The sequence below is a fragment of the Streptococcaceae bacterium ESL0729 genome (assembly GCA_029391995.1).
Taxonomy (GTDB): Bacteria; Bacillota; Bacilli; order Lactobacillales; family Streptococcaceae; genus Floricoccus.
This window is the reverse complement of record CP113924.1, coordinates 611,582-637,968: the sequence shown is the minus strand read 5'-3', so window position 1 is coordinate 637,968 and position 26,387 is coordinate 611,582. Positions and strand designations below refer to the sequence as shown.

Annotated in this window: 26 protein-coding genes and 1 other annotated feature; of the genes, 8 read left to right on the top strand and 18 right to left on the bottom strand. The window is 40.0% G+C overall.

What is annotated here, in order from left to right; translation table 11 throughout:
• Positions 1-52: 52 nt before the first annotated feature.
• Positions 53-1,027 (bottom strand): linear amide C-N hydrolase, encoded by a 975-nt coding sequence (locus OZX68_03215; protein ID WEV61252.1) that lies wholly within the window; start codon positions 1,025-1,027, stop codon positions 53-55.
• 162 nt (positions 1,028-1,189) lie between these two features.
• Between OZX68_03215 and OZX68_03210 the strand changes: the two genes are divergently transcribed.
• A complete protein-coding gene (locus tag OZX68_03210; GenBank protein ID WEV61251.1) occupies positions 1,190-1,429 on the top strand; it encodes a hypothetical protein in 240 nt (79 codons plus the stop codon).
• 12 nt (positions 1,430-1,441) lie between these two features.
• Here the strand turns inward: OZX68_03210 and OZX68_03205 are convergent, their stop codons facing one another.
• Complete coding sequence (locus OZX68_03205; GenBank protein WEV61250.1) at positions 1,442-2,617, bottom strand: restriction endonuclease subunit S; 1,176 nt, start codon at positions 2,615-2,617, stop codon at positions 1,442-1,444.
• 12 nt (positions 2,618-2,629) lie between these two features.
• A complete protein-coding gene (locus OZX68_03200; protein WEV61249.1) occupies positions 2,630-3,250 on the bottom strand; it encodes a DUF1054 family protein in 621 nt (206 codons plus the stop codon).
• 161 nt (positions 3,251-3,411) lie between these two features.
• On the opposite strand from OZX68_03200, the gene OZX68_03195 reads away from it, so the two are divergent.
• On the top strand, positions 3,412-3,558 hold the full coding sequence (locus OZX68_03195) for a hypothetical protein (protein WEV61248.1): 147 nt from the start codon (positions 3,412-3,414) through the stop codon (positions 3,556-3,558).
• A gap of 74 nt (positions 3,559-3,632) precedes the next feature.
• Here OZX68_03195 and guaC read toward each other — a convergent pair whose 3' ends face one another.
• The 10 genes from guaC to OZX68_03145 form a co-directional block, all read right to left on the bottom strand.
• Positions 3,633-4,619, bottom strand: coding sequence for a GMP reductase (guaC, locus tag OZX68_03190; protein WEV61247.1), 987 nt, complete (start codon positions 4,617-4,619; stop codon positions 3,633-3,635).
• 186 nt (positions 4,620-4,805) lie between these two features.
• On the bottom strand, positions 4,806-5,690 hold the full coding sequence (gene dapA, locus OZX68_03185; GenBank protein WEV61246.1) for a 4-hydroxy-tetrahydrodipicolinate synthase: 885 nt from the start codon (positions 5,688-5,690) through the stop codon (positions 4,806-4,808).
• Positions 5,691-5,698: 8 nt separating this feature from the next.
• On the bottom strand, positions 5,699-6,781 hold the full coding sequence (locus tag OZX68_03180; protein WEV61245.1) for an aspartate-semialdehyde dehydrogenase: 1,083 nt from the start codon (positions 6,779-6,781) through the stop codon (positions 5,699-5,701).
• Between the two features lie 372 nt (positions 6,782-7,153).
• On the bottom strand, positions 7,154-7,444 hold the full coding sequence (rpmA, locus tag OZX68_03175) for a 50S ribosomal protein L27 (protein WEV61244.1): 291 nt from the start codon (positions 7,442-7,444) through the stop codon (positions 7,154-7,156).
• A gap of 15 nt (positions 7,445-7,459) precedes the next feature.
• Entirely contained in the window at positions 7,460-7,786 is a 327-nt protein-coding gene (locus tag OZX68_03170; GenBank protein WEV61243.1) for a ribosomal-processing cysteine protease Prp, read from the bottom strand.
• Position 7,787: 1 nt separating this feature from the next.
• On the bottom strand, positions 7,788-8,099 hold the full coding sequence (rplU, locus tag OZX68_03165) for a 50S ribosomal protein L21 (protein ID WEV61242.1): 312 nt from the start codon (positions 8,097-8,099) through the stop codon (positions 7,788-7,790).
• 38 nt (positions 8,100-8,137) lie between these two features.
• Positions 8,138-8,210: a sequence feature (ribosomal protein L21 leader region), on the bottom strand.
• 88 nt (positions 8,211-8,298) lie between these two features.
• Positions 8,299-8,934, bottom strand: coding sequence for a hypothetical protein (locus tag OZX68_03160; protein WEV61241.1), 636 nt, complete (start codon positions 8,932-8,934; stop codon positions 8,299-8,301).
• Positions 8,935-8,988: 54 nt separating this feature from the next.
• Entirely contained in the window at positions 8,989-9,357 is a 369-nt protein-coding gene (locus OZX68_03155; GenBank protein ID WEV61240.1) for a DUF1934 domain-containing protein, read from the bottom strand.
• Positions 9,347-10,312, bottom strand: coding sequence for an alpha-ketoacid dehydrogenase subunit beta (locus OZX68_03150; protein WEV61239.1), 966 nt, complete (start codon positions 10,310-10,312; stop codon positions 9,347-9,349). Before OZX68_03150 ends, OZX68_03155 begins: the two co-directional genes overlap by 11 nt.
• Complete coding sequence (locus tag OZX68_03145; GenBank protein WEV61238.1) at positions 10,302-11,261, bottom strand: thiamine pyrophosphate-dependent dehydrogenase E1 component subunit alpha; 960 nt, start codon at positions 11,259-11,261, stop codon at positions 10,302-10,304. The genes OZX68_03150 and OZX68_03145 overlap by 11 nt, the downstream gene beginning before the upstream one ends.
• Before the next feature lie 201 nt (positions 11,262-11,462).
• Between OZX68_03145 and OZX68_03140 the strand changes: the two genes are divergently transcribed.
• The 3 genes from OZX68_03140 (at position 11,463) to OZX68_03130 (ending at position 14,962) form a co-directional block, all read left to right on the top strand.
• Positions 11,463-12,767: an HD domain-containing protein gene (locus OZX68_03140; GenBank protein WEV61237.1), complete on the top strand. Its 1,305-nt coding sequence runs from the start codon at positions 11,463-11,465 to the stop codon at positions 12,765-12,767.
• On the top strand, positions 12,764-13,579 hold the full coding sequence (gene yidA / locus OZX68_03135) for a sugar-phosphatase (protein ID WEV61236.1): 816 nt from the start codon (positions 12,764-12,766) through the stop codon (positions 13,577-13,579). Before OZX68_03140 ends, yidA begins: the two co-directional genes overlap by 4 nt.
• Positions 13,580-13,738: 159 nt before the next feature.
• Positions 13,739-14,962, top strand: coding sequence for an aminoacyltransferase (locus OZX68_03130; protein WEV61235.1), 1,224 nt, complete (start codon positions 13,739-13,741; stop codon positions 14,960-14,962).
• A gap of 47 nt (positions 14,963-15,009) precedes the next feature.
• On the opposite strand, the gene metK is transcribed toward OZX68_03130, so the two are convergent.
• Positions 15,010-16,203, bottom strand: a complete 1,194-nt coding sequence (metK, locus tag OZX68_03125; protein WEV61234.1) for a methionine adenosyltransferase — start codon at positions 16,201-16,203, stop codon at positions 15,010-15,012.
• A 278-nt stretch (positions 16,204-16,481) separates the two neighbouring features.
• On the opposite strand from metK, the gene OZX68_03120 reads away from it, so the two are divergent.
• The 3 genes from OZX68_03120 to OZX68_03110 all read left to right on the top strand — a co-directional run bounded on the left by OZX68_03120 (position 16,482) and on the right by OZX68_03110 (position 19,186).
• Positions 16,482-16,940 carry a hypothetical protein gene (locus OZX68_03120; GenBank protein ID WEV61233.1) on the top strand — a complete coding sequence of 153 codons (459 nt, stop codon included), beginning with the start codon at positions 16,482-16,484 and terminating at the stop codon, positions 16,938-16,940.
• A 108-nt stretch (positions 16,941-17,048) separates the two neighbouring features.
• Complete coding sequence (locus OZX68_03115) at positions 17,049-18,401, top strand: Mur ligase family protein (protein ID WEV61232.1); 1,353 nt, start codon at positions 17,049-17,051, stop codon at positions 18,399-18,401.
• A gap of 5 nt (positions 18,402-18,406) precedes the next feature.
• The gene (locus tag OZX68_03110; protein WEV61364.1) at positions 18,407-19,186 is read left to right on the top strand and encodes a type 1 glutamine amidotransferase; all 780 of its coding nucleotides are present in this window, start codon (positions 18,407-18,409) and stop codon (positions 19,184-19,186) included.
• A gap of 28 nt (positions 19,187-19,214) precedes the next feature.
• On the opposite strand, the gene OZX68_03105 is transcribed toward OZX68_03110, so the two are convergent.
• The 4 genes from OZX68_03105 to OZX68_03090 form a co-directional block, all read right to left on the bottom strand.
• Positions 19,215-20,456 carry a TPM domain-containing protein gene (locus tag OZX68_03105; protein WEV61231.1) on the bottom strand — a complete coding sequence of 414 codons (1,242 nt, stop codon included), beginning with the start codon at positions 20,454-20,456 and terminating at the stop codon, positions 19,215-19,217.
• A gap of 146 nt (positions 20,457-20,602) precedes the next feature.
• Complete coding sequence (pyk, locus tag OZX68_03100) at positions 20,603-22,105, bottom strand: pyruvate kinase (GenBank protein WEV61230.1); 1,503 nt, start codon at positions 22,103-22,105, stop codon at positions 20,603-20,605.
• Positions 22,106-22,171: 66 nt separating this feature from the next.
• Positions 22,172-23,134, bottom strand: a complete 963-nt coding sequence (gene pfkA, locus OZX68_03095; protein ID WEV61229.1) for a 6-phosphofructokinase — start codon at positions 23,132-23,134, stop codon at positions 22,172-22,174.
• Positions 23,135-23,216: 82 nt separating this feature from the next.
• Positions 23,217-26,327, bottom strand: a complete 3,111-nt coding sequence (locus tag OZX68_03090) for a DNA polymerase III subunit alpha (GenBank protein ID WEV61228.1) — start codon at positions 26,325-26,327, stop codon at positions 23,217-23,219.
• Between the last annotated feature and the right edge of the window lie 60 nt (positions 26,328-26,387).

Sequence of the window (26,387 nt, the reverse complement as noted above, 5' to 3'; positions counted from 1 at the left end):
AAAAGATTCAAGTTGAGCTTGAACCTTCTTTGCCTGTCATTAGTCTTCTTCCTTAACTCTCTTCCTCCAAGCAACTTTCATAGGAAATTTCCTTTTGATGAATATCAAGCTGCCTTTTTTTAAGGGTCGAATTTTTATTGGTCTTAAGATAGAGGGTACGCTTGGCCAAATCATAAGCCACCCAGTAGACAGTATTAGCCTCCTTAAAGACCCCCTCCTCCTTGTCAGGATTTAGCGGAAGCCGCAAGAATTGAAGGAGCCGACTAAGCTTTCTAATCCCATCTTTGGCCTCAAAATCATCTAGGCCTGCCACTAACCCATAGGCCCTTTTAAAACGCCCGACAGATGTGGTCTCCTCACAGCTACAAATATCCTTTTTCCTAGTCTCAGTCTTAAGAAGAAGCCGATCATGGCTAAATTTCCCGTCCTTCTTAACAAGCTTAATCAGCCTGGCATGCTTATCATAGCTGGGACTGTTGGTCACAACGCCAAGCCCTGTAAAGAGCTTAAGCCTGCCCTCTTTTGTCGGCTCAAGAACAATCATGTCACCACTTGGGTCAATAAAGCTATAATGAAGGGGATACATAACCTTTTGACCACAAAGTTCAAAGGGCATATTAACGAGGGCATAATTTTGATAAACTTGCCTGATTTCTTTTACCGATGAGAATTTACTAAGGATATAGGTGACAAATTCTTCACCAATAAAGGGAGTAAGCCCCTGGTTTTCAATACTTTCACGCTCTCCTCTTAGGGCGTCGTCAAAGATTTGATTGTTACCAGCAAGTCCGCATTCATTTACACCGTCATAAAGGTCAAAGGAGTCAAGAGCTCCAAGCCCCATGATGCTGTATTTGGCCGTCCAGTCCTTGAGCTGACTTTTAATCCTTGTTCCCCTTGGAAGCTTTATAATGCCAGAGGGAATGGGATTTTGAGGACTAGCTTCAAAGATATCTAGGCTAAGGTCCATGGTTCGCCCAAAGAAGACTTGCCCCTCCACTGATTTAATCCCAATCCCTGTACACATATATCCTCCATTAGTAAACTATATAAATTTTAATAAATTAACTAATTTTAGCATAAAGTAAGAACTTTGGCTTAGATCTACTTTGATTATTTGATGTTAAGAATTGACTTTTAAATATCTAAGTTTATAATGAGACCAAACAAGGAAAGTTGAGGAGTTTTTATGATAATTTTTATAATAAGCATGCTGTTTTTAAGTCAAGTTTTAAGGCAATATCTTATCCCAAAAATCCCAGCCAAATACCTAAAATACAGGGGACTTGCCCTTAGTTTGCTTATCCCTATCTTAGCCCTTAGTTTAAGGCTACCACTTGATTTTAGTGCCTTAAATCTGCCCTTCTACATTTTAGTCTTAGCAGGACTTGCGATTTTTATTAGGGACACAAGCAAAAAAGGACTTTAAGTCCTTTTTTCATTAGATAAACATCTGCTGTAAAAATCCCTTTTTAAGGGTTTTGAGCTGTTCAAGTTTTTTCTCTGTTAGATTGATATTTTTATCAAAATCTGCAAAGAAAGTTCCGATTTTTTCTTGTTCAATATAACTTGGAAAGCTAATATTTAATGTACTTAAATCAGAATTATGTAAATGGACAACGGTTTTACCTTGTGCCTTTTTAGTAAGTTCTTTTTGAGATGAACCATTCGAAAGATTAAGGGCGAGAAAGGTTGAATCCAATAAATTATTTGGTTTCAAAATATTTAAATCACCACCTAAAATAATTCCTTTATCTCTAACTTCAGATGCACGAGCAATATCCTCAGAGCTTTCTCCTGATGATGGTATAACAACCTCTCTACCTTCACTTATTATTGAACCTTTCTTCAACTCAACATATGTCTCAAGCTTGTTAGAAAATATGGTAGTTGTATAGTCTGTATATAATCTACCATACAAAATAATAGGAGTTCCAGAAATTTTTAAATCCTTCTTGGTATAACCTTTGCCCTTTGAAAAACAGACTAAATCACCCAACCTCTTCTCCTCCCACTCTCCTTCAAATCCTTGGAACCTGAGTTGTGGGATTTTTTGTCCTGGAGCTGGGAACATTTGTTGGAGGTAGCCTTTTTTCATTTCTTTAAGGTTAGCCAACTTCTTAACGTGCAAGGCAATTAATTTATCAAGCTGAGCAAAGAAGGCACCGATTTTTTCTTGTTCAAAGTTTGATGGATTTGAAATATTTAAACTTTTTAATTCACTAGCCTTTATTAGAGGTTGACCACTCCCGAAAGATTTTTGTTTCAACTTAGATTTTTGAAGACCATAGTATCTAAAATCCAAGTTATCCGATTCCATATAAATTGTATTATCACTTATTTTAACATTACCACTGTATCGGTACAATGAACCTGTATTTGCTCCTACACGAGCAATAAGTATAAATTTTCCAGAATAATCATAATTTCTATCATACGAAATAATTGACGTAGAACCTAAAACAGGATATCTATTTTCCTCTGATTTTTCAATTCCATTCCTGAAAGAACTTCTTCCAGTACTTATACGTTTTACAATATCCCCTAACTTCTTCTCCTCCCACTCCCCTTCAAATCCCCTAAATCTAAGTCCTGGTGCTTGTTTTTTGTCGTCCATACTTCTATCCTTCTAGGCGTCTTGGGCTTTGTTTACAGCTAGTAAATCCTTGTAGAAGTCAAGCAGGTGGCTGTAGGTTTCTTTGATATAGCTTTCAAGGGCTGCGGGGTTATCCCACAGGTCTGAGTTGATATCAACGATTCTGCCAAATTCAAACTCGCCTTTCTTAACATCCCTAAAACGGATGAGGGCTTTTTCAAGACCCTCGCTCATAGGATAGTAGTCATCTTTGGTGTGGTCTTTTGAGTAGACAAAGTCATCCGGCAAAGAGTTAAGAGCTTCTACCTTGTCTAAAAGCAAGTTGGCCATAGACCTCTCACCCTTGGGGTTATCAATCATTGACAAGTACATAAAGATATAATTTTTCCAGATACCAAGCTGGAGGTGGGGCTCTGACTTGTAGCCACGCTTGTTGGTCGAAATAGCCGACCAGGTGCTATCTGGAGCGTTTTTGGTCCGCCTCCTATGTTGGGCAATGTGGATGTGGGTGGTGTCACGCACCTTGTCGCTTACAAGTGGTGCGAGACCCTCTAAAATCTCCTGGAAGGTTGGCTGGATAACCCTCCTAATCTCTGCCATCCGCTCGTCCAGATCAAGGGGTGCGAAAACTTTAAATGAATCTTTAGTAAACATAGTCTCTCCTCACTGATTGTTAATCATCCTATCCATTATAGACGCTGATAGCAGGAATGACAAGGGTAAAGATTTTTATACTTTATCTTTGACTATTGGGTCATATAATCTTATAATTTCCCTATAAAGTTTTTATATTAATATTAATGAGGTAAGATAACATGGAAAAGAAACATGAATTTGAAGCACCAGATGCACGCGAAGTTGAGACAGCAAAACGCAAGGAAGAACGCCTAGAAAAACAATCAAAATTTGATTTAGATTCTAAGGAAGAACGTGAGCACAAAGCTCAAGGTGACCGTAAATAAGATAAAAAAGGAGCAGCCCTTATCTATATGGGCTACTCCTTTTTTCCTGTTCATTTTAGTAAATCTTTAAAGATTTAGATAGAATCCCCATTCCAGATGGAATTTTTAACGATGACATAATCTACCTTAGTAAGAGATTTAAGGTCACGCCCACCTGCATATGAGATTGATGACTGAAGGTCTTGCTCCATCTCAGTTAGGGTATCTTTTAGATGACCCTTGTGAGCCATGATAATCTTCTTACCTTCGACATTTTTATGCTCACCCTTTTGGTATTCACTTGCTGATCCGAAGTATTCCTTGTAAAGTTTACCATCGATTTCAACAGTTTCACCTGGTGATTCTTCGTGAGCCGCAAAGAGGGAACCAATCATGACCATGGTTGCACCAAAGCGGATTGATTTTGCTATGTCTCCATTAGTACGGATTCCACCGTCGGCAATGATTGGCTTACTTGCAGCCTTAGCACACCAGCGAAGGGCAGCAAGCTGCCATCCACCTGTACCAAAACCAGTCTTAACCTTGGTAATACATACCTTACCAGGGCCAATCCCAACCTTAGTTGCGTCAGCTCCAGCATTCTCAAGCTCACGCACAGCTTCAGGAGTTCCCACATTACCTGCAATTACAAAAGTTTCAGGAAGTTTTTCCTTGATGTGTTTAATCATATTGATTACTGAATCAGAGTGACCATGGGCAATATCAATGGTGATATAGTCTGGTACTACTCCTTCTTCAGCTAATTCATTAATAAAGTCATATTCATAGTCCTTAACACCCACTGAAATTGAGCTGATAAGGTTTTTTTCTGCCATTTTTTTAACAAAAGGTTTACGACCTGCCTCGTCAAAACGGTGCATTACATAGAAGTAACCATCTGTGGCAAGTTTTTCGGCAATTTGCTCGTCAATGATTGTCTGCATGTTAGCAGGGACAACAGGTAGCTTGAAGGTATGCTTACCTAAAACCACACTTGTATCAGCCTCAGAACGGCTCTTGATGATACATTTGTTAGGTATCAACTGGATGTCTTCATAATCAAAAACTGGTAAATTATTCATTTTATCTCCTGATAATCTTAGTTTCAGGGGACCGACCCGACCATTTTGGGTAAAAAATGGTTTCGCTACTCCACCATGTAAAATCCCTGTTTTAGTAGAGCTTCCTTGTATATTGTATAAGATAAGGGGCAATTATACAAGAAAAACTCACTCAAAAGAGTGAGTTTGCGGTTAAATGTTCGTTTTTTACTTGCCGCTAACAAGGGCCACAATCTGGGCTGCCTCATCTTTACTGGCTGCAACAAGAGGAAGACGCAAGGGTCCAACCTCAAAGCCTTGACTATTTAAGACAGCCTTAATTGGAGCTGGACTTGGTAGAGAAAAGATGGCCTTGACCTTGGGAAGTAACTTCCTTTGGATTTTAGCTGCTTCTCGGACATGACCTTGATCAAGATTTTCAAAAATCTGGTGGAAGTCATCACCTAGAACATGGGAGCTAACGCTTATTACCCCTTGAGCCCCTAAGGCCTTAGCATGAAAGGCCAAATCATCTTCCCCAGTATAGACCAAGAAATCTTCTGGTGCTCCTTCAATCAGCTCACTTAGGCTATCAACACCCGTACATTCCTTGACCCCAATAATATTAGGATGCTCAGCCAGCTTTAGAGTTGTCGCTACCTCAAGGCTTGCTACAGTACGTCCTGGTACATTATAAAGAATAATTGGTAGGTCACTGGCGTCAGCTATGGCTGTAAAGTGCCTGAAAAGTCCTTCTTGACTAGGCTTGTTGTAGTAGGGCACGACTGCAAGACCCGCAGCAAAGCCACCAAAGGTATCAACTTCTTTAACAAAGTCGACCGAGTCCCTGGTATCATTGGTACCAACACCTGCAATAAGGGGAACACGACCTGCAACAATCTTTTGGACGGCCTCAAAGAGCTCAAGTTCTTCATCGTGGGTCAGAGTCGGACTTTCCCCTGTTGTACCTGCAAGGATTAGGCCATCAGTGTGGTGGGCAAGAAGGTGTTCAATTAATTTTGGCAGAGCTTCAAAGTTAATATCACCGTTTTCTGTAAAGGGGGTTACAAGTGCTGTAATTATGTGTGAATCTTTCAAAGGGTTAGCCATCATTTATCTCCTTAATATAGGTCAAAAACTACTTCTTCAGTTGGTCTTACAAGGTCTCTTTCATGAAGGGTTTCAGCAATCTGAACTGAGTTCCAGGCAGCCCCCTTAAGGAGGTTATCTGAAACCACCCACATGTGAACCCCATTTTCAACGTCTAAGTCCTTTCTCAAACGTCCAACAAAGGTTTCCTTTTGACCACTAGCTGTAATAGCTTGTGGATAAACTTGATTTTTAACATCATCTTCAAGGACAGCTCCAGGGAAGTTGGCAATAACTTCCTTAATTTGAGCAATATCTACAGCCTTTTCGGTCTCGATGTAGATAGACTCAGAATGACCTGTTATTACTGGAATCCGAACGCAGGTAGCTGAAACCTGGATGCTATCATCTTCCATGATTTTCTTGGTCTCATTGGTCATTTTCATCTCTTCATAGGTGTAGTCATTATCTGTGAAGACATCAATTTGTGGTAGGGCATTGAAGGCAATTGGATAGTGTTTTTTATCCCCTGCCGATGGAAGGATTTGAGCCTTCAAGTCCTTTGGATCAACTCCGTCATTAACGACATCTTTTAATTCATTGATGGTCTCTTCAATGGCCTTAGCTCCTGCCCCTGATACTGCCTGGTAGGTTGAAACAATGATTCTTTTAAGGCCAAAATTACGACGGACTGGCTCAAGAGCTACCATCATTTGGATGGTTGAACAGTTAGGACAGGCAATAATTCCCTTGTGGTCATCAAGAGCTTGGGGGTTAACCTCGGGTACAACAAGAGGTGTGTCCTTGTTCATTCTAAAGTGGCTGGTGTTATCAACCACAACAGCCCCTGCCTTAACCGCATAAGGAGCAAACTTAGCTGAAACACTACCCCCTGCAGAAAAGAGGGCAATATCCACCCCTTCAAAGGAATCTTCCATGGTCTCTTCTACAACAATATCTTGACCCTTATATTTCAAAACCTTACCAGCTGAATTGATTGTGGCTAACAATTTAATTTTTTTGATGGGGAGAGTTGACTCTTCAAGCATTCGAATCATCTGAGTTCCTACTGCTCCTGTAGCACCTACAACAGCTACTGTGTACGATTTTGACATATTAAGCTCCTTTTTGAAAATTCTAAATTTTTTCTAATTATACTATTAAATTTTTTCACATTCAACAATCAGATGATATTTTCATAAACTTACAAAAAAGTTACAAAATTTTAATGAAAATAGCTACAAAAAAAGACCTATTTCTAGGTCTTTTGGTATGGCAGGCATTAAAACCTGTGTCCAACAAGGTTCACACAAGCTGGTCAATATCTCATCAATCCTTGACGGGCTAAGCCCCAGATATCCATGCTCGAAACTGGTACCGAAGTACCAAGACTCGACTCATCGCATGGCTTAATTATATCCCATTTGACACACATTTACAAGAGGTAAAATAAAAAGACACTGACCGAAGTCAGTATCTTTCATTTATTACGCTTTTTTAGCTACTGGGTAAACAGAAACTTGTTTTTTATCGCGGCCTTTACGTTCGAAACGAACAACACCTTCGATTTTAGCGAATAAAGTATCATCTCCACCACGACCAACGTTAGCTCCTGGGTGAATATGAGTTCCACGTTGACGGTAAAGGATAGATCCACCAGTTACAGTTTGTCCATCAGCGGCTTTAGCACCAAGACGTTTTGATTGAGAATCACGTCCATTTGATGTAGAACCTCCACCTTTTTTGTGGGCAAATAATTGAAGATTTAATTTCAACATTCTTATTTCCTCCTATTAGTTTTTATGGGTGAATTCAAGGAAGTCACCATACTCAGACTGAATATCTTCCATTGAGAGCTTAAAGTTCTCAAGAAGAATCTGAGCGATTTGATTTTGTTCTGGGGTCATATCAGAGGCGATTTCAAAGTACAGATAACCATCTCCCGCATCAACCAGTGACTTAACACCTGTCATGCGTTCGATATTATTTGCAGTTGTGATTGCCATTACTGATACGGCAGAACATACGATATCATGGCCAAATTCACCACTTTGGGCATGGCCAGATAGCTCATAAGAAACAAACTTACCGTTTTTTTCCTTAATGAAAGCCTTAATCATCTTAAGCGTTGATAGCTTTGATTACAACTTTAGTGTAAGGTTGACGGTGTCCTTGTTTACGGTGAGAGTGTTTTTTAGGTTTGTATTTGAAAGTTACAACTTTCTTTTGTTTACCATGTTTTTCAACTTCACCAACTACAGTAGCTCCTGAAACAAATGGAGTTCCAACAGTAGTGTTTTCACCACCAACAAGAACAACTTCAGTGAAAGTTACTTCGCTCCCAGCTTCAACGTCAAGTTTTTCAACGTAGATAGTTTGACCAACTTCTACTTTTACTTGCTTACCACCAGTTTTTACGATTGCATAAGTCATTGTGATTCCTCCTTATTAGATTTTTATTAGGTCCTTAGACCTTTAGTCAGACTCGCCTCAGGATGTGGGCCTAGGCCACTTTGACATCTCTTCGAGCGGTTGCACTTCATGAAGGTTTCACAAAGTCAACGTTTATATTATATCACAGGTCATATTCAATTTCAAGCTTATATTCAGCAAATTTTAAATTATATATTAATTATTTTAATCTATTAATAAAATCTACTTTATTTTGATACTTTTCAACGCTTTGCGTCCCATCTATCTCAAACATCTCGTATACTCCACATAAAGATTCTTTACTAATTTTTGGAAAATGATACTGTATAATATAACTCGGAAATGGAGAAGCTGCAATCCTACCATCCATAATATTATTTATAATTCTCTCTAAATCTTCTTCAGTATAAGGAGGTACTTGCCAAAATGGAGGCATAATATATTGATAATCATTTATATCTATAGGAATAAGATTATTTCCTGGTTCGCGAGGTGAAGGTACATCGAGATCCAACTCCAAAATCAAACAATCTTCTTTTAAAAATCTTTGCCATAATGAAAATATAGCATCTCCCAAAACAAGCATGGCCTCCTTGAATTCTTTGAAATTATCAATATTTTTCAATGACATATTATCTGAGAGGCCTAAACCAAAAATGAGCCCCTTACTTTGTTTCTGATTTATTTTATTGTAACTATCAAGCAATAAATTATACAATGGCAATTGGGATTTATTGTGTTCAAGTTTTAAACTTTCCTCGAAATTTGCTTCATAATTACCATATTTTAATATTTCATTTAGCACTTTTCTTTTTTGAATAGTCCATATTTTCATATACTTCATCTCCCAGTAGTTATATTTTATTTTGCTAGTATGATGATAATCTATTTAGTACCTAATTTCAAGCTTATATTCAGCAAATTTTAAATTATGTTGGCTCAAAATATAATCAATTTTTACAGACCCTTGTGTATGCTCAAAATATGTGCTTTCAGTTGTCAGATTTTGTAGGCCAGCTGGGGTCATAATCGCAGCATTTGCTTGGCCTAATCTAAATTCCATGCGGGTATTTTGCTGGCCAAAACGGGTCAATACAAGAGCTTTAGGAGTAAGCTTGATAACATTCTTAATCCCTTCTTCGTCCTTGTAGCTTAGATAAGTAGCCTCATTTTTGACTACCTGCTCACCCTCATAAAGCTGCTCAATGACCTCCTCTTGACCTTCCATAAAAATAACATTTTTAATCTTAATCTTCATGCATTAATTCCTCAATGGCTTCTCTAATTTCCTTTTCTGTCGGGATAAAATTTTCCTCAATTGTTTTAGCTGCTGACACGGGTGAGAATTTCCCACCAAGACGCTTTATATCTCCCTTAAAGCCAGCTTCACAGAGGGATGCAAAAATCTCAGCTGAAATTCCAGACCTTGCAATGCTTTCTGTAAGGATTAAAACCTTGCCTGTTTTATTGGCTTCTTTTAAAAGACCTGAAATATCTAAAGGGCTTATGGTGACTGGATCAACGATATTTAAGCTAGGATTTAGATCCATATTTTTAATAATATCAACCATCCGACCTAGGGCAATGACTGTCAGGTCACTGCCCTCTTTGACAAGTTTGGAACGCCCTAGCTTGACCTCATAAGCTTCTTCTGGGACATCGATGTCTGAAGGCTTTTTATAGAGGGACTTGGGTTCAAAGATAATGACTGGGTTATTATTTTTGACGGCTGCAAGGAGGATTCCCTTGGCATCATAGGGATTACTTGGCATGGCAACGATTAGGCCTGGAATATGAGCCAGCCAATTTTCTAAGGACTGGGAATGCTGGGGACCTGCTCCTGTACCACTGCCTGAAGCCGTTCGGATAACCATGGGAACCTTTTCCTGGCCATTACTTAGGTAGTGAATCTTTGCGGCTTCATTGACCAGCTGATCGATGGCTACGGTCAAAAAGTCCGAAAACTGGATTTCAAGGATAGGCCTTTTACCCATAATGGCTGAACCTGTAGCAATACCTGTAATGGCAGCTTCACTGATGGGAGTTTCAAGTACTCGCTCGGGATATTTTTCAATCAAGCCTGCGGTAGCTCCAAAACCTCCCCCGTAAGCTCCCACATCTTCCCCTAGAAGGTAGGCTTCTGGTAATAGGTCAAGGATTTGATGGAGGCCTTCATTGACCGCCTGTAGGTAAGTTAGTCTTCTAGTCGGCATAGACCTCTCCTTCTAGCTTGTTAAAGTCAAATTCCACATCTTCATCTGTCCAGGCCTTATCTGCAGCAGCTTCCATTTTTTTGTAGGCCTTCTCGTCAAGGAGGGCCAATTGATCTGCTGACAAGTGATAGTCATTCATTAGGGTATTTCTAAGCTTCAAGATTGGATCTTCATACTTCAAAAACTCATCCTTACTGCGGTATTTTTCAGCATCACTTCTTGAATGTCCACGAAAACGATAGGTCATGGCCTCAAGGAGGACAGGGCCATTTTTAAGCTCCCTTCTTGCCTCTTCAAAGGTAGTTGCTACCTCAAAGATATCTTGGCCATCAACCTTAAAACTTTTCATCTTATAGGCATGAGCACGCTCAGCTATACTTCCTGCAATCATCTTGCTGGCATCACTTGACATGGCGTATTGATTGTTTTCAATTACAAAGATAATGGGCAGCTTCCAAATACTTGCAAGATTTAAGGATTCGTGGAAGGTTCCTTCATTGGTGGCTCCATCACCTGAAAAACAGACAACAATTTCGTCTTTTTTGTCCATTTTAAGGGCAGTCGCAAGGCCTAGAGCTACCGGGAAGTTTCCCCCAACAATTCCATTTCCTCCCATATTTCCAACCTTGGGGTCGCTGATGTGCATGCTGCCGACCTTACCACCATTGGTTCCAGTTTTTTTTCCAAAAATTTCGGCATACATCTGATAACCATCAGTTCCCTTGGCTAGGGCATGCCCGTGATTTCTATGGGTGGAAAGTATCAAATCGTTGTTGTCAAGTTGCTGGCAAATTCCTGTGGCTACAGCTTCTTGACCATTATAGAGGTGGGTCGTCCCATAAAGTTTTCCATCTCGATTATAATCATCTAAAATATTTTCAAAGTGTCTAATCTCAAGCATGGTTGAATACCAGGCAAGGAGCTGGTTGACTTCATATTTATTATTCATTACTTTCCCTTCTACTAAATTTAAGCGTGTGGGTCAATTATACCACAAAGCATAAGCCCTTAAGAAAATCTTTTCCGCTTTTTTACTTTGGACTACTTTGGTTTTTTTATTTTTCCAAGCAATCACTAATTTACCTTTCATTTCATAGTTGATTCATGTAATTTAAGGACTTTTTTCGTATAATAGGGAAAGGAGGTTTCTATGACCAGTAAAATCGAAAAAGTATTCCGGGATCCAGTTCACAACTATATCCATGTCGACAGTCAAATCATTTATGACCTCATAAATACTTCTGAATTTCAGAGATTAAGGCGGATAAAGCAACTTGGGACCAATAGTTTTACCTTCCACGGGGCTGAACACAGCCGTTTTTCTCACTGCTTGGGTGTCTATCACATTGCCAAGGAAATTACTGAAATTTTCACTGACAAGTATCCAGATGTTTGGGATCAAGGGGAGAATCTAGTTACCTGGTGTGCAGCCCTGCTTCATGATTTGGGGCACGGAGCTTATTCACACACCTTTGAAAATCTTTTTGATACCGATCATGAGCTAATTACAGTTGAGATTATTACAAATCCCCTAACTGAAATCAATCAGATTCTTAGGCGGGTGGCCCCAGACTTTCCTGACCAGGTGGCAAGTGTCATAACTCATACTTATCCCAACCAACAGGTTGTCCAACTTATTTCCAGCCAGATTGATGCTGATAGAATGGATTACCTCTTGCGGGATGCCTACTACACGGGAGCCCTCTATGGTCAATTTGACCTAAGGAGAATTCTAAGGGTGATTGAGCCCATTGAAAATGGGATTGCCTTTAAAATCCAGGGGATGCATGCTGTCGAAGACTATATCGTCAGCCGCTATCAAATGTACATGCAGGTTTACTTTCATCCAGCCAGTAGAGCCATGGAGGTTCTCTTAAAGAATCTGCTAAAAAGGGCCAAGGAGCTTTACCTAGAGAATCCAGCCTACTTTGAGGCAACATCTAAAAAGCTCATCCCCTTCTTTACAGGTAAGTATGATTTAAAAGATTACCTAGCCCTTGATGATGGTGTCATGAATACCTACTTTCAAGACTGGATGGACTATGACGACAGCATTCTAGCTAATCTGGCCCAATCTTTTATCAATCGTAAGGTTTTAAAATCAATTAAGTTTGAAGAAGAAGACCGAGATAAGCTTGATATTTTAAGGAAGCTTGTAGGTGATTGTGGTTTTAATCCCAACTATTATACTGGAGTTGATTCAAACTTTGACCTCCCCTATGACTTTTACAGGCCTAATCTTAAAAAAACAAGAACCCAAATAGAAATGATTCAAAAAGATGGAAGTTTAGTCGAGTTATCAAAACTATCTCCCATTGTGGCATCCATTGCAGGAACAGTCCACGGCGATAATCGTTTCTTTTACCCAAGGGAGCTTACGGCCGATAACCACCTCTTCTCCCAGGAGAAGCATGTTTTTGAAAAATATATTAGAAATGAGACCTTTATACCATGATAAAATTAGTAGCAATTGACCTGGACGGTACCCTTTTAAATGACCGCCATGAAATCTCAGATGAAATAAAAAAAGCAGTCAAGGAAGCCAAGGAGGCAGGGGTTAAGATTGTAATCACCTCAGGTCGTCCCCTACCAGGTGTTGAGCCTATTTTAAAGGAGCTTGGCCTTACAGAAGCTGGTGATTATGCTATAACCTACAACGGAGCCCTTGTTCAAGCAACAGATACAGGTGAAGAATTGGTCCGTGAAACCATGAGTGCCCAAGATTTCCTTGATATTGAACTTGAAGGAAGAAAAAGGGGCATCCACCTTCACGCCATCACATCTGACGGGGTCTACACACCCAACCGTGATATCGGTAGATACACTGTCAGAGAGGCTTGGCTAGTAAACATGCCCCTTTACTACCGCACAACTGATGAGATTTGTGACCTTGACATCGTAAAAGTTATGTATGTTGATGAGCCTGAGATTATTGACCAGACTATTGAGACCCTACCAAATGAATTTTATGAAAGATTCAACATCGTTAAAAGCTTCCCAGTCTACCTTGAGCTTCTAAACAAGCAAGCAAGTAAGGGACAAGCCGTCCTTCATCTGGCTGAAAAGCTTGGGATTAAGGTTGAGGAGACCATGGCTATTGGGGATGAGGAAAATGACCGCTCAATGCTTGAACTCGTTGGCCTACCAGTCGTTATGGGCAACGGAAATCCTGACATTAAAAAATTAGCATCGTACATTACCAAAACAAATAATGAAAATGGGGTGGCTCATGCCATCAATAAACTAGTCCTAAACAAGGAAGTTTAACCCTTTACCTTGATAATCACTGAATTTATTATAAAATAGTAGAAGATCATCTTTTGAAGATGGTCTTCTACATGTCTTAGGACCTAGGAAGTTAAATGAAATTCATTCCTGGTCAAAGCTAGTCAAAATAATAGAAAAAGATTAATATTTGGAGAAAAAATGTACACCTACAAAGTTGGAATCAATAAGCAAGATCATGATGACTTTATTAAAAGTTCAAACCTTGTAAGCTTGTTACAATCAAGTTCTTGGGCAAAAATCAAAGATAATTGGGACAGCGAATTTATTGGTTTTTATAATAATGGTCAAATGGTTGCCAGTGCAAGCCTGTTAATTAAAAAGCTACCTCTTGGACTGACCATGATTTATGTGCCTAGAGGGCCGATCATGGACTATGAAAATACAAATCTTGTGGCCTTTGTTATCAAAACCCTTAAGAAATATGGTAAAAAAAGGAGGGCTCTCTTCATCAAAATTGACCCACCGATTATTTACCAATCCGGTATCCTTGGGCAAGAGATGGTCAAAAATAAACGGGCAAGGCTTGTTCTTGATAATTTAAGGGCAACAGGGATTCGCTGGAGCGGCCTTACGACCGATATGGCAGCGACCATTCAGCCAAGATACAATGCCCTCATCTACAAGGAAGACTTCAAGGAAGAAGATTTTTCTAAAAAAACCAAACAATTTTTAAGGAAGGCTCGCAACAGCTACCCTATCATCAAGTATGGTGGGACTGAGCTTGTCGATGATTTCTCCATCTTAATGAAAAAGACCGAGGACAGAAAGGGAGTTAGCCTGCGTGGCAGCGACTACTACACCAAGCTACTTGCCACCTACCCTGAAGGGGCTCGGATAACCATGCTTTACTATGATTTTTCAAAGCTTTTAGATGATGCTAAAAAACGTCAAGATAAGGCTCAAGAGCTGCTTGATTCTGGTAGCGTTACTAATGGTAAGAAAATCGCCCAATATGAAAAGGACGTAAGTCAAGCTATTAAGGATATTGAAGGAATCAAGGCAATCATTAAGGAAAATGGTGAGTTGGTGCCAGTGGCAGGTGGTCTAACCATTGACTTTTGTGGTCATACTGAACACCTCTATGCTGGCATGGATACCAGCTTCCAAAAATACTATCCATCGTATTTGGCTTGGTATCAGTCCATTGAAAATGCCTTTAGTAATGGGGCTTCTAGCCTAAATATGGGAGGGCTTGAAAATTCTCTATCAGAGTCTGATGGACTTTTGAATTTCAAGAAAAATTTCAATCCAATCATTGAAGAATACATTGGCGAATTTGACATTCCAGTCAATAAATTCCTCTTCTCTTTAAGTGAGGCGGCCTACAAGGCCCGTAAAAAATTACGCAACCGCCATAAATAAGGCAAAGGAAAACGACCAGCTGGTCGTTTTTTTGTTTATCTAATCCACTATTTATCAAGCAGTTTTTTAAGATTTTCAACTTTGTCAAGACGTTCCCAAGGAAGGTCAATGTCAGTCCGACCAAAGTGGCCATAGGCTGCTGTTTGACGGTAAATCGGACGACGTAAGTCAAGCATTTGAATGATTCCTGCAGGTCTTAGGTCAAAGTTTTCCCTGATGGCTTCAATCAATTTGTCATCAGAAACCTTTCCTGTTCCAAAGGTATCGATGTGAATGCTGATTGGTTGGGCCACTCCAATGGCATAAGATAACTGGATCTCAGCTGTATCAGCAAGTCCTGCTGCTACAAGGTTTTTAGCAATATAGCGGGCAGCGTATGAGGCTGAGCGGTCAACCTTTGTTGCATCCTTTCCAGAAAAGGCTCCTCCACCGTGGTGGGCATAGCCTCCGTAAGTATCAACAATAATCTTACGCCCTGTAAGTCCTGAATCCCCTTGGGGACCTCCAACTACAAAACGGCCAGTTGGATTAATGAAGTACTTGGTTTCTGAATCCAGAAGCCCTGCTGGAATGACTGGCTTAATCACCTGCTCAATCACATCACTTTTGATGGTCTCAAGGTCAACCTCGGGAGCATGCTGGGTTGAAATAACAACAGTATCAATCCTTTTAGCAGATCCGTCCTCATTATATTCAACAGTTACCTGACTTTTGGCATCAGGTCTTAGGTAATCAAGAATGCCCTCTTTTCTAAGGTCAGCCAGGCGTTTGACTAGCTTGTGACTAAGTGAGATGGCAAGAGGCATAAATTCCTCTGTTTCACGGCTTGCATAGCCAAACATGATACCCTGGTCTCCTGCACCAGTCAAATCGAGCTCATCGATTGTCTGATCCCCACGCACTTCAATTGCTTCATTTACCCCTTGGGCAATGTCTGGCGACTGCTCAACTAGACTTGGATGAACCCCCACAGTCTTGTAGTCAAAGCCAAAGTTTGCATCAGTGTAGCCGATTTCCTTGATGGTATTTCGCACCACGCTGTTGATATCAACATAGGCATTGGTTGTTACCTCACCAAAGACATGGACGCTTCCTGTATAAACAGCAGTTTCTGCCGCCACTCGTGCATATGGGTCTTGGGCTAGAATTGCGTCTAAGATGGCATCAGAAATCTGGTCTGCAATCTTGTCTGGGTGCCCTTCTGAGACACTCTCACTTGTAAATAAAATCTTCTCGGTCATTATATTCCCCCTACTTTCGTATTTCGGTTACAGGTAGTGGACACAATTATCCAACCATCGGGACTGTAGCCTGCTTATTAAATAGTTAATATTTTATCAAATCATTAACCTCTCGATTATAACACAAAAGTATCGGCTCTTCTAGGGGCAAAAAATTTACTTGACTCCAGTCCTTTTTATATAAAAAAAGAACTAGCTTCCTAGTCGGATAACTTACTTAAATTCCATGATATAATGGTCAGTGATTATATATCTATTATCAAAACAAAGGATGAAACATGAATAAATTAATTACCAAGGGACTGCTACTTACCAGCACATTTTTAATGGCGGGAAATCTGTCTGCCTGCTCCTCAAAAGATACTTCTGAATCTTCAAGCTCAATTTCTTCATCAGTAAATAAAGATATTGACAGTGAAAAAGACTTCTATACTATTAACAAAATAGCTGAAAATACTAAAATTGGAAGTGATATCTTTGACTCAGACAAGTATAATGACTTAAAAATCGGCCAAACAAGCCTTAAGGAAATAATTTTAAACTATGGTCTACCAACTAATGCCACTGGGGCAAAAGATGGTGATACGACACTTGAAGCTAGCTGGATAGCAAATGAACCAGGCTACAGCGTTATCCTGGTTTTCCAAGTTGAGCCAAACTCAGGTGAGTGGATTTTAACAGATAAATATACCCTTAAGACAAATGAGATTACCTTTGAAGCCTATCAAAGGCCTTGATTGGTAAAAATGAGGCTTATCATATTTTCAGGGCAAGCCCTGTGGCTTACGGCTTCAAATGAAAATTCATTTCTTTTTTAACGGGCAAATTTATGCTAGAATATCAGTATGAAAATACAATCAATTTTTGCGACTTCAATGGGTAAATCGGCCCATTTCATCTTAAAAAATTTCTTCAAAAGGGGGTCTACCTACCCAGGTTCACTAGCCCTTAAACTTGATCCAAATATTCTTGATTCACTTGCGACAGGTTATGATGAAATTATTGTTGTCACTGGAACTAATGGTAAAACACTGACCACTGCCTTAACTGTGGGTATTTTAGAAGAAGCCTATGAGCTTGTAACGACCAATACAAGCGGGGCAAATATGATTACTGGAATTGTCTCAACCTTTTTAACAGCCCCTAAGGGGTCAAAAAATGGCAAGAAGGTTGCGGTTCTTGAGATTGATGAGGCTAGCCTGCCAAAAATTACTGAATACATCAAACCAACCCTCTTTGTTTTTACAAATATTTTCAGGGACCAAATGGATAGGTACGGAGAGATTTATACAACCTATGACTTCATCCTAAAGGGTGCAGCCAATGCCCCTGAGGCTACTGTTTTAATGAACGGGGACAGTCCACTCTTTAATTCAAAGGCCATCAAAAATAAGGTTCTTTACTATGGCTTTGATACTGAAAAACATGAGCCTAAAAGGGCCCACTACAATACGGAAGGTGTCCTCTGTCCTAAGTGTTATTCAATCCTTGATTACAGGCTAAACACCTATGCCAATCTTGGCGATTATATCTGTCCTAAGTGTGGCTTCAAACGTCCCCCACTTGACTATAAGCTAAGTCAGCTGGTTGATATTAAAAACATTTCAAGCGAATTCATCATCGATGGGCAGGACTATAAGATTAATGTTGGAGGCCTGTATAATATCTATAATGCCCTTGCTGCTGTGGCTGTAGCTGAGTATCTGGGACTAGATAAAAAAGTTATTAAAAAAGGCTTTGAAAATAGTCATGCTGTCTTTGGCCGCCAAGAAACCTTCAAACTTGGGGATAAGAACTGTACCCTGGTGCTTATTAAAAATCCCGTTGGAGCCAATCAGGTGCTTGATATGATTAAGATGGCCCCATATCCTTTTGCCCTAGCTGTCCTTCTTAATGCCAACTACGCTGATGGAATTGATACCAGCTGGATTTGGGATGCTAATTTTGAGGAAATCATGGACATGGATGTGACTGACGCCATAACTGGTGGAGTTAGACATGCTGAGATGGCTAGAAGGCTTCGAGTGGCTGGTTTTGACCAATATAAACTTAAGGAGGAAGAAAACCTCAATGATGTTCTTGAGGAAATCTTAAGGCAGGACCAAAAACATGTCTACATCCTTGCGACCTATACTGCCATGCTTGAGATGCGTGAACTTTTAAGAAACAAAAATGTAATCTCAGGCGAGATGAAATAGGAGGAATTATGTACAAATCTATTGAATCAAAGGGTGGCAACTATACATATTCCCTCAACGGTGCCCACCTTTATGGGGATTTGATGAATACCTACGGGGATAACGGAAATATCCTCATGCTTAAATATGTAGGTGAAAAACTTGGAGCCCACATGACCTTTAACATTGTAAGTTTAGGTGATGAATTCAAGGCTTCAGACTTTGACTTAGCCTTTTTTGGCGGGGGGCAAGACTATGAGCAAGAAATCATCAGCCATGATCTTTCAAGGCAAAGTAAGGAAATTAAAGCCTACATTGAAGATGATGGTGTCATGCTTGCCATTTGCGGTGGCTTTCAATTTTTAGGAAAGTACTATGAAAATGCCCAGGGGCAAAAGATTAAGGGACTAGGTGTCCTAGGGCACCATACCCTAAGCCAGAAAAACAATCGCTTTATTGGAGATATCGAAATCTACAATGAAGAATTTGGTGAAACCTACTATGGCTTTGAAAACCACCAGGGAAGAACCTTCCTTTCAGAGGATGAAAAACCCCTTGGAAGGGTTGTTTTTGGGCAAGGAAATAACGGGGAAGACCTGACTGAAGGGCTTAACTATAAGAATGTCTTTGGTAGCTACTTCCACGGTCCCCTTCTTTCAAGGAATGCCAACTTGGCTTACCGTCTGATAAAAACGGCCCTCATTAAAAAATACGGGGAAGACATTACCTTACCCGAATTTTCAGAAGTCCTAGGACACGAAACAGGCGGACAAACCGTTAAAGATGTAAAAAGAAAGGCTGAGTAAAAACTCAACCTTTTTTCTTTATTATTTTTTACCAGCCACCAGAGGCTCCGCCTCCGCCTGATGAGCCACCACCAAAGCTATCACCACCTGATGAGTGATTACTTGGATTATAGGATGACTTAGAGTAGCTATTGCTAAGAATTATCCCACTAGGATCATATAGTTTATCCCCTACTAGAATCCCGCTGGCAACAAGGGAAGCATTAGGATTTTTCTCCTTAAATTTCCCAAAATTGATATTCTTATAAATCTCATTCAGGGTTAAAAGAACCAGAGGACCTGCGACAAGCAGATAGTAGAAATCTGATTTTCCAGGGTTATCAGTCGCCCTATAGTCCTCATAAAGGCTAGATAATTCCCCATTTACCTTTTTCAAGTAGTTGAGATAACAGAATATAGCAAGCAAGAGGCTAAGACTTAAAAATAGCGAGACTGACGGAATAATTCTTTTAACAAGTAGCTCCTTCTTCAACTTATCTATTTTTTCATTGTAGTCATTAACCTTAATATTCATAATGGCTACAACCTGCTCAGAGACCTTTTTAATGGCCCTACTATATTTTTCATCCTTAAAATCATCAACCACCGAGTCATCATTTATGATGCGGCCGGCCTTGGCATCATTTAAAACACCCTCCATACCATAGCCGACCTCCAGGCGAAATTTACGGTCCTTAAGGCTAATAAGATAAAGAACCCCGTTATTTAGATTTTTATTGCCAATTCCAACCTTCCTGAAAATCTTAGTGGCATAAGATTCAATGCTTTCATTTTTAGGAAGACTTGCAATGGTTACAACCATAAATTGGGCCCCATCTGTAAATTTGGCTAAATCCTTATTTAGGTTATAAATTTCCTCTCTGGTTGGCTGATCAATTATTGAGGCATTGTCTGACACAAAAATATTATTTGCATCAATCTTGATTGACTCCCCCTTGTCAATGTCAAGGGTATGCTCATCCTTGGCCGAAAGGGTGTAATCCCCCATGCTTGCTGCCTGGCTTTCATAGGGTGGATTATCTACCAGGGCCTTTTTCTCTTGTTCAAGAACCTTGATGGAGTCATTTATTTTATTTGCCTGTGGGGGGAGGGTGATTACTAGATAGATGAGGGAAATTAGAGAGATGATAAAGAGGATACTCATCCCTACAAGACTAGCCTTCTTAATTCCCTTAATTTTACCCAGATAATAGTCATATCTATCCTTAGCATAATTGATATCAAGAGCCCGTTCCAATTTTTTCTTTTGTTTTTTACTTAAATCTTTCAAATTAATCTCCTTATTACTTCTTCATAAAAAAGCCTAGCGTCAGCTTGGGTCAATTTTATCATATTAGGAAACAAATTAAAAAGACTACCTGATTTTTCAAACAAAAAAACATGACCCGAAAGTCATGCTTTTTTTATCTTTGATGATTAACGAACTGTACGGATACGCATTGTATTTGTACGTCCTTCACCCACAGGAACACCTGCAACGATAACGATGTTATCACCTGATTCAACCATACCTGACTTGCGAGCTGCTTCTTCAGCAACATCGTACATGTCATCAGTTGAAGCTGGACGATCAGTTACGATTGGGAATACTCCCCAGTTAACCATTAGAGATTTTTGGATTTCTTCGTCAAATGTAACAGCAAGGATGTCAGCATCAGGACGGTATTTAGAGATTAAACGAGCTGTGTTACCAGATTCTGTAATAGCAACTACAAGTTTAATGTCCATGTTAGCTGTAGCATCTTTAACTGCAGAAGCAACAACTTCAGTTACAGTTGAACGGTCGAAATCTTCAGGGTTAAGACGTCCGTATTGACCAAGAAGAGTTTGAGCATTTTTGTCAATTGTTGCCATAGCACGAACTGACTCAACTGGGTATTTACCGTTAGCTGACTCACCTGAAAGCATTGTAGCATCAGTTCCGTCAATAACAGCGTTGAATACGTCTGATACTTCTGAACGAGTTGCACGTGGTTTGTCAGTCATTGTTTCAAGCATGTTAGTTGCTGTGATTACGAAACGTCCAGCAGCGTTAGCTTTAGTAATGATTTCTTTTTGGTAAACTGGAACCATTTCAAATGGTACTTCGATACCCATATCTCCACGAGCGATCATGATACCGTCAGAAACTTCAAGGATTTCGTCTAGGTTGTCGATACCTTGTTGGTTTTCGATTTTTGGAATAAGTTTAACGTTTGTGTTTCCAGTTTCTTCAAGGATAGCACGAACTTCGTTAACGTCTTTTGCAGAACGTACAAATGAGATCGCGATGAAGTTGATTCCTTGCTCAAGACCGAAACGGATATCAGCGTTATCACGTTCAGCAAGTGCTGGGAAAGGAATTTTAGTGTTAGGGATGTTAACACCTTTTTGTTTAGCAATGATTCCGTCGTTTTGAACAAGAACGTCAAATTCACGAGTTGCTGGGTCTTTAGCTTCAACAGTAAGACCTAGTTTACCATCGTCAACAAGGATAGTTTGTCCAACTTCAACGTAGTCAAAGATGTCAATTCCACCAGCTACGTTAAGAGCGATAGTTTTATCAGTTGATTTGATTCCTTGCTCAGTAGCTACACGTAGTTTGTTACCTGTTTTATATGAATATTCTTTAGCGTCGCCTTCAAATAATTCTGTACGGATTTCAGGTCCTTTAGTATCAAGAAGGAACCCAACTTTTTGTCCTGCAATATCTTCTGCAAGACGTACAGTTTTCATACGTTCACCTTGTTCAGCGTGGTCACCGTGTGAGAAGTTGAAACGGAATACGTTAGCACCTTCTTCGATTAGTTTAGCAATGTTTTTTGCACTTGCTTCAACGTCTAGTGATTCACCCCAGTAACCATCTTCTCCAAAGCGTTTTCCGCCACGGATTTCAACAGCTGGTCCAAGTGTTGCAACGATTTTAACACGTTTATTCATGTTTTTGAATGCTCCTTTTTCTTGTAAAGTTAAAGTTTATATATAAATATTATTTATATAGCAATTTTAAGAAATTTCCTGACTAAGCTTGTATAAGTCTTTGTCAGCTTGGTGTTTGTGGTTAGTAAGTGTATCAATGATATCACGAGCTACTAAGGTATCCCCGTCAACACCAATTGCAAGTCCACCCTTGTCTTCTTTAAGAAGATCAACAGCGTATGCTCCCATACGGCTTGCAAGAACACGGTCACGTGCAGTTGGTGCTCCACCACGTTGCATGTGTCCAAGGACAGATACACGAAGGTCTCCAACATCACCTTGTTCTTTAAGTTTAGCAGCGAATTCCTCACCACCCATAGCACCTTCAGCTACAACAATGATATTGTGTTTCTTACCACGTTTGTAACCTTCTTTGATACGACGAGCAATATCTTCAAAGCTAAATTCAACCTCAGGGATAATAATCTCATCAGCTCCTCCTGCAATACCAGCATTAAGAGCGATGTCGCCAGCTCCACGTCCCATAACTTCAATTACGAAGGTACGGATGTGGCTACGAGATGTATCGCGGATTTTATCGATAACATCAAGGGCAGTATTAACTGCAGTATCGTATCCGATAGTGAAGTCAGTACCTGGAATATCGTTGTCGATAGTTCCTGGAACTCCCACAGCTGGGAAGCCGTGTTCAGTAAGACGCATAGCTCCGTGGTAAGATCCGTCACCACCGATAACTACAACACCTTCAATACCGTGTTTTTTCAACTGCTCAATACCTGCAAGTTGCCCTTCAGGTTCCTTGAATTCAGGGTAACGAGCAGAATATAGGAAGGTTCCCCCTTGAGATAACTTATCAGCAACATCTTTAGCTGTTAACGGGAAGATATCGCCAGCAACCATTCCAGCGTAACCATAATTAATCCCGAAAACTTCCATGCCCTCAAATAGTCCCTTACGAACTACAGCACGGACAGCTGCGTTCATTCCAGGTGCGTCTCCACCACTGGTTAAAACAGCAATACGTTTCATTAATAAAATTCCTCCATCAATATTTTGACCATTAGTATTATAGCATTATTTCCCTAGGATGTCCTAATTTTTCTTAATTAAATTACTTGTAAATCGTTTTCAGGGTATAAGGAGCAAGTTTTTTATCAAGTAAAGCGTTTTCTTCTATAGTGATTTCTATTTTTTTGGTCACCCCACTGCTTTGCCAGTGAATAATGACTGGTACAAAGCCTGGAAATTCCCTTAAAATATTAGCCAGCTGCTTATTATGGCTTTCATCCTCAACATTTAGCCATAAAGTTTTTTCGCTCTTAAAGCCCTTGATTATCCTTTGAGCCACCATCTGAAGGTTGCCATTGCGGTTGTTTACCCGACCACTTATCAGATAAACTCCCCCTTCTTCAAGGACTTTTCTATAAAGGCGGTAGTTTTCAGGAAAAAGGGTGACATCCAAATCACCACTTGGGTCTTCGACCTTTAAAAAGGCCATCTTCTCTCCCGTCTTGGTCTGATGCTCCCTAAGGCTTGAGAGCTGGACCAAAATTGAGCCCTCAAGTCCTTCAGAAAGACTATCCAAATCAATTACCTGACCCTGATAAGAGGCCCTAATGTCCTCTAAGGGATGCGGTGTTAAGGCAGTTCCTAAAAGCTCCCCTTCAAGCTTATAACGCTCCAACTGGCTGTAGTCAGCATAGTCGGTGTAGGAAAAACTAAGGGCAGTTGTCGCAAATAAATCAAGCTGAATGGTCTGACTGTAGTCAATCAATCTAGGAAGATTTTCAAGAAGTTTTTGCCTATTTTCATCAAACAAATCAAAGGCTCCAATCTGAATGAGAGGATTTAGCTGGGCAGGTTTCTGAAAATTTTCAGGGAGTTTTTTGACAAAATCATAAAAATCCTTGTAGGGTCTGTTATTTATAATATAAAGGGCCAAGTCCCGACTGAGACCCTTAACATTTTTAAGGCCCAGGTAAATTTTTCCATCCTTAACCTTGTCATAATAAGGCATGGTATTAATCGATAGCCTGGCAAAGTCAAGATGATTTTTCCTAGCATCTCTAAGGTACAAGTCCCTTTTACCATCCTCAAGTAGGACCTCGTAAAAAACATCCTTGTAGTAGGTCTTAAAATAGGCCAGTTGGACTGCAAGGGCCGCATAGGCATAAGCATGGGATTTATTGAAACCGTAATTGGCAAACTTTTCAATTAACTCATAGATGTAGAGGGCCTGATTTTTTGAATGATTAAGACTTTCAGCCCCCCTGATAAAGTCCTCCTTGAGGGCTTCAATCTCCCTTAGATTCTTCTTAGATATGGCACGTCTTAATAAATCAGCCTTGGCCAAAGAAAAGCCTGCATAGATATTTGCAATTTGAATAATTTGCTCCTGGTAAATCATAATCCCGTAGGTTGGCTCAAGAATAGAAGCAATTGACTGATCAGGATAGCTTATGTGTTCAAGACCATGCTTTCTCCTGATAAAACTGTCAATATTTTGTGAAGGTCCGGGCCTAAAAATTGAAGTTGCACTTACAATATCACTAAAGGAATCTGGTTGAAGCTTCCTAAGCATCTTAAGCATTTGGGGATTTTCAAATTGGAAGATACCCATGGTATTTCCTTCCCTAAAAAGGGATAAGACCTTCTGGTCTTCAAGGTCAATCCTTGTAAAGTCAATCTTTTCCTGATAATTTTCAAAAACTAAATCCCGCATTTTTTCAATCAGGGATAGATTACGCAGGCCCAAAAAGTCAATCTTCAAAAGGCCAATTTCTTCAACTACATGGGCATCATACTGGCTGATAGCCAGGTTATCACCTGGAGCCAAGGGGATGTAGTCTGTCAAATTTTTCTCAGACAAAATAACACCTGAGGCATGAATGGACGTCTGCCTGGGAAAACCCTCAATTTTTTGAGCCATATCATAAACCCTTTTGAGCTTAGGATTTTTAAAGATTTCATCTCTTAGGCGATTATTTTTGGCATATTCTTCCTGCAAGCTAGCCCGCCCTGTGATTAGCTTGGTAAGGCTTGTGGCTTCATGGTCTGCTAGACCGTAGGCCTTGGCCGTATCCCTTAGGCTTTGTTTGGCCCCAAAGGTTGAATAGGTAACAATTTGAGCCGTGTGTCCCCTACCGTATCTTTTATCAACATAGGTTAGAAGCTCCTCCCTCTTATCTTGCGGGATATCAAGGTCAATATCTGGCATACTATTTCGTTCAGGATTCAAAAACCGCTCGAAAAGAAGGTTATTTTTGACCGGATCAATATGGGTAATCTGAAGGGCATAGGCCACAAGAGAACCCGCAGCAGAGCCCCGTCCCATCCCCGTGTAGATTGACTGACTACGGGCATAGCTTAGAATGTCTGCGACAATCAAAAAATAATCATCAAAGCCCATCTTATGAATGACAGATAGTTCATAATCAAGCCGCTCCTTGTAGCTTGGACCGATTGTTCCAAGCTGTTCTTCAAGTCCCAAATAAGCATCTTCCTTGAGCTCAAGCCTAGCCTCTCTTTGGGGATTAAAATTTGGCAGGGGAAGATTGGACTCTAAATCATAGTTAATGGTGTCAAGGAAGAGGTCGAGATTTTTAATACTTTCAGGAAATTTACTTGAAAAATATGAAAAATAAGCTCCTTTTTCCCTAAGATATTTTGTATTTTCGTAGACAATGCTTTCATCAACCTGCTGGCCTTCCTTAATGGCTGAAAGAAGGTTTATCGTTTCAATCTCACTCCTGTGAAGGTAGCTAATCTCAGGCAAGGGTAAAAGCGGATAGGGAGAGGTCAGATCCTTGGGACTGTCGAAATCAACTCTTGTATAGACCTTGGGGGCCATAACTTCAAATCCCTGGGGTAAGACTAAGGCCACTCCTTCAAGAAGATTGCTAAAGTCTGAAAATTCCCTTCTCTTGTAGTTGTATTTGGTTGAAATTTTTAATAGGTTCTTGTAGCCTGTCGTATTTTCTGCTATAAAGCAAATATCAAGGGGCAGGCCATCTACTAGCAGACCAAGCTCAATTCCAATCACAGGCTTTAGGCCCTTTTTCTTGGCTTCCTTGATGAAAGAGTATGCTCCGTGGAGATTTCCAAGATCCATAAGCCCCACATGCTCATAATTCATGTCGTAAGCTAGGTCAATATAGGCCTTGGGATTAATCGTACTTGATAAGAAACTATAGACTGATTTAACATTTAAGGGGGCAAACATAGTCTTCCTTTCTACTACTGATTTACTTGCTCAAAACAAATCTTTATGTTAATATTATAG

Excerpts from the sequence above, each read along its gene's own strand:
- OZX68_03195 (WEV61248.1), top strand. The coding sequence starts at position 3,412 with ATGGAAAAGAAACATGAATTTGAAGCACCAGATGCACGCGAAGTTGAG.
- OZX68_03145 (WEV61238.1), bottom strand. The coding sequence starts at position 11,261 with ATGAATAATAAATATGAAGTCAACCAGCTCCTTGCCTGGTATTCAACC.
- guaC (WEV61247.1), bottom strand. The coding sequence starts at position 4,619 with ATGAATAATTTACCAGTTTTTGATTATGAAGACATCCAGTTGATACCT.
- OZX68_03210 (WEV61251.1), top strand. The coding sequence starts at position 1,190 with ATGATAATTTTTATAATAAGCATGCTGTTTTTAAGTCAAGTTTTAAGG.
- OZX68_03120 (WEV61233.1), top strand. The coding sequence starts at position 16,482 with ATGAATAAATTAATTACCAAGGGACTGCTACTTACCAGCACATTTTTA.
- OZX68_03140 (WEV61237.1), top strand. The coding sequence starts at position 11,463 with ATGACCAGTAAAATCGAAAAAGTATTCCGGGATCCAGTTCACAACTAT.
- rpmA (WEV61244.1), bottom strand. The coding sequence starts at position 7,444 with ATGTTGAAATTAAATCTTCAATTATTTGCCCACAAAAAAGGTGGAGGT.
- OZX68_03215 (WEV61252.1), bottom strand. The coding sequence starts at position 1,027 with ATGTGTACAGGGATTGGGATTAAATCAGTGGAGGGGCAAGTCTTCTTT.
- OZX68_03200 (WEV61249.1), bottom strand. The coding sequence starts at position 3,250 with ATGTTTACTAAAGATTCATTTAAAGTTTTCGCACCCCTTGATCTGGAC.
- OZX68_03090 (WEV61228.1), bottom strand. The coding sequence starts at position 26,327 with ATGTTTGCCCCCTTAAATGTTAAATCAGTCTATAGTTTCTTATCAAGT.
- OZX68_03160 (WEV61241.1), bottom strand. The coding sequence starts at position 8,934 with ATGAAAATATGGACTATTCAAAAAAGAAAAGTGCTAAATGAAATATTA.
- OZX68_03150 (WEV61239.1), bottom strand. The coding sequence starts at position 10,312 with ATGCCGACTAGAAGACTAACTTACCTACAGGCGGTCAATGAAGGCCTC.
- OZX68_03180 (WEV61245.1), bottom strand. The coding sequence starts at position 6,781 with ATGTCAAAATCGTACACAGTAGCTGTTGTAGGTGCTACAGGAGCAGTA.
- metK (WEV61234.1), bottom strand. The coding sequence starts at position 16,203 with ATGACCGAGAAGATTTTATTTACAAGTGAGAGTGTCTCAGAAGGGCAC.
- OZX68_03130 (WEV61235.1), top strand. The coding sequence starts at position 13,739 with ATGTACACCTACAAAGTTGGAATCAATAAGCAAGATCATGATGACTTT.
- OZX68_03155 (WEV61240.1), bottom strand. The coding sequence starts at position 9,357 with ATGAAGATTAAGATTAAAAATGTTATTTTTATGGAAGGTCAAGAGGAG.
- OZX68_03115 (WEV61232.1), top strand. The coding sequence starts at position 17,049 with ATGAAAATACAATCAATTTTTGCGACTTCAATGGGTAAATCGGCCCAT.
- yidA (WEV61236.1), top strand. The coding sequence starts at position 12,764 with ATGATAAAATTAGTAGCAATTGACCTGGACGGTACCCTTTTAAATGAC.
- OZX68_03170 (WEV61243.1), bottom strand. The coding sequence starts at position 7,786 with ATGATTAAGGCTTTCATTAAGGAAAAAAACGGTAAGTTTGTTTCTTAT.
- rplU (WEV61242.1), bottom strand. The coding sequence starts at position 8,099 with ATGACTTATGCAATCGTAAAAACTGGTGGTAAGCAAGTAAAAGTAGAA.
- pyk (WEV61230.1), bottom strand. The coding sequence starts at position 22,105 with ATGAATAAACGTGTTAAAATCGTTGCAACACTTGGACCAGCTGTTGAA.
- pfkA (WEV61229.1), bottom strand. The coding sequence starts at position 23,134 with ATGAAACGTATTGCTGTTTTAACCAGTGGTGGAGACGCACCTGGAATG.
- dapA (WEV61246.1), bottom strand. The coding sequence starts at position 5,690 with ATGATGGCTAACCCTTTGAAAGATTCACACATAATTACAGCACTTGTA.
- OZX68_03205 (WEV61250.1), bottom strand. The coding sequence starts at position 2,617 with ATGGACGACAAAAAACAAGCACCAGGACTTAGATTTAGGGGATTTGAA.